General features: G+C 63.1%; 1 protein-coding gene. It reads right to left on the bottom strand.

The genetic code is table 11. The features are described from left to right. A partial coding sequence (locus MJ797_RS24835; protein WP_255739471.1) for a reverse transcriptase domain-containing protein occupies positions 1-430 on the bottom strand: 430 nt, incomplete at its 3' end. Positions 431-491: the final 61 nt, after the last annotated feature.

Below are 491 nucleotides of genomic sequence, written 5' to 3'. Positions count from 1 at the left end.
CCTCGCCGGGTTTATGCGCAGCTGCGCATAATGACCCCTGCGGGGTCCCGCGATCCCGCCTTGCCAGGTTCCCATCGGGCAGCTGCAGCGGGGCGGCAAGCCACCGCCTCACATAGAGCAGCACCCATTTCCGGCCGGTGGTTATATTGGCCTCGACCGCCTTGACCATGAGGTCCCACGGCACGCTGTCGAAGAAGTTCTGAACATCGATATCAATGACCCAGTCCTTCTTCCAGCACCGTTGACGGCACCTGGCCACGGCATCCAGCGCGCCGCGCCGACGCCGGTACCCGTAGGAGTCTTCATGAAAGATCGACTCCGTACGGGCTTCCAGCGCTATCGCGGCCACTGTCTGCGCCACCCGGTCGGCGACCGTGGGGATGGTGGCTTCATATTGCCCTCCTGCGCAGTAGCGCTTTTTAATTTCCATGCTGGGTGTCTGGCCTGGGTGGAATGCCAGGCTCGGCCCGGCGGGCGTTCTGTCGTTTTTG

The sequence above is a fragment of the Protofrankia sp. CiP3 genome, assembly GCF_917627345.1.
Classification (GTDB): Bacteria; Actinomycetota; Actinomycetes; order Frankiales; family Frankiaceae; genus Protofrankia.
Note: the sequence above shows the minus strand (reverse complement) of the source record. Positions and strands in the feature narration are given on the sequence as shown.